Consider the following 1,664-nt stretch of genomic DNA (forward strand, 5'->3'; position numbering starts at 1 on the left):
TGGGCTCTCACCGCGCCGGTGAACCCGCCGGCGGTGACCACACAGGTACCGCCGGTCCCGGTCGGCGGCGCTGCGGCCCTCGCCGCGGTTCCCGCGTCCGCCTCGGCGATCAGCATCTCCGGCGCGGACGAATACCTGGGTGCGGGGGCGAGCGGAATCTGGTCGTCGAGCGGGACCGGCGATCCGCTCCCCATCGCGAGCATCACCAAGCTCATCACCGCACTGGTCATCCTCGACGCCGTCCCACTCGCCTCCGCCGACGACCCCGGGCCCACGATCACCTTCAGCAAGGCCGACCACGACCTCTACGACAGGTACTACGTGCAGGGCGCGACCATCGCCCCCATGCCCACGGGCACGTCGATGTCGCTGCACGATGCCCTCGCGACCATGCTGATCCCGTCGGCGAGCAACTACGCCGAGGCACTGTCATCCCGGATCTTCGGATCGCAGAACGCGTTCCTCGGCGCGACTCGCGATTGGCTCTCCGCCCACGGCTTGACGGGCACCACGATCACCGAGCCCACCGGCATCAGCCCGCGCAATACGAGCACGACTGCCGACCTCCTGGCCATCGGGAAGCTGGCCGCGGCGAATCCGACCATCGCTCAGATCGTCGCGACCTCATCGATCTCCCTCCCCGGCGCCGGCCAGCTGCACAACACCAACGGCCTGCTCGGAACGAGCGGGATCACGGGGCTGAAGACGGGCACCCTGGGCCACGGCACGTACAGCCTGCTGTACACCGCGACTCTCGTCGTGGGCACCGCCGAACCGCTCGCGGTGACCGGTGTCATCCTCGGAGGACCGACGCGCGAGTCCGTGAACGGCAGCGTGCTCGCGACCCTGGACAGCATCCGTACCGGCTTCCATGAGGTGCCGGTCGCGACAACCGGACAGGAGGTCGGCACGATCTCGACGCCCTGGGGCTCCACCGCGCAGCTGGTCATCGGCGAGGATGCGGCGATCTTCACCTGGTCGGACACCCCGATCGTCGCGACGATGGACATCGACACCCCGCCGACCTACCGCGACGGCTCGGTCGTCGGCAGCGTCACCTGGACCGCCGGACCGCACACCGTCACCGCCCCGGTCGCGATCAAGGGGAGTGTCGACGCACCGTCCGAGTGGTGGCGGCTCACCCACCCGTCCGAGCTCGGCTGAGCGGCGCAGACTGAGGCGTCCGACCTCGTCGGGCAGCAATCGGAGCGAGGTCTGCGATCCTGGCGGTCGCCGTTCTGCTTCGCGCCGTTCTGGCGCGCTCCGCCGCGGCGCGCGTCAACGGGACACGTCGGCATTGACACACCCCGGGACTTGTTTCTATAGTTCATTTAGTCCTAAACAAAGGGGTTCCAGTGACTCAGTCCTCGGCACGGTCCGACATCATGCGCTCCGCCGTCCTCGCCCAGGTCGGCGCGCTCGGCCCCACCTCGCGAGCAAGCCTCGCGCGGCTGCTGAGCGTGTCGCCGGCACTGGTCACCCAGATCACCAAGCAGCTGATCGCCGACGGGCTGCTCGTCGAGCTCGACCACAGCCCCTCGCAGGGCGGGCGTCCCGCACGACTGCTCGGACTCGTCGCCGACGCCGGCCGCGTCATCGGAGTGAAGGTCGCCGCGGACCACGTCACCGTGGTCGAGGTCGGCATCGACGGCACCGTCGTCCGC

The 1,664-nt window shown here is 69.5% G+C and carries 2 protein-coding genes; both read left to right on the forward strand.

The genetic code is table 11. The features are described 5' to 3' along the window. Window positions 1-1,164: D-alanyl-D-alanine carboxypeptidase family protein (locus ACNPM4_RS03750; protein WP_448984741.1), on the forward strand; the 1,164-nt coding region annotated here is incomplete at its 5' end. A gap of 191 nt (window positions 1,165-1,355) precedes the next feature. After that, the coding region (locus tag ACNPM4_RS03755; protein ID WP_473965297.1) for a helix-turn-helix domain-containing protein at window positions 1,356-1,664 on the forward strand (309 nt) is incomplete at its 3' end.

The sequence above is a fragment of the Microbacterium umsixpiens genome, from assembly GCF_053543675.1.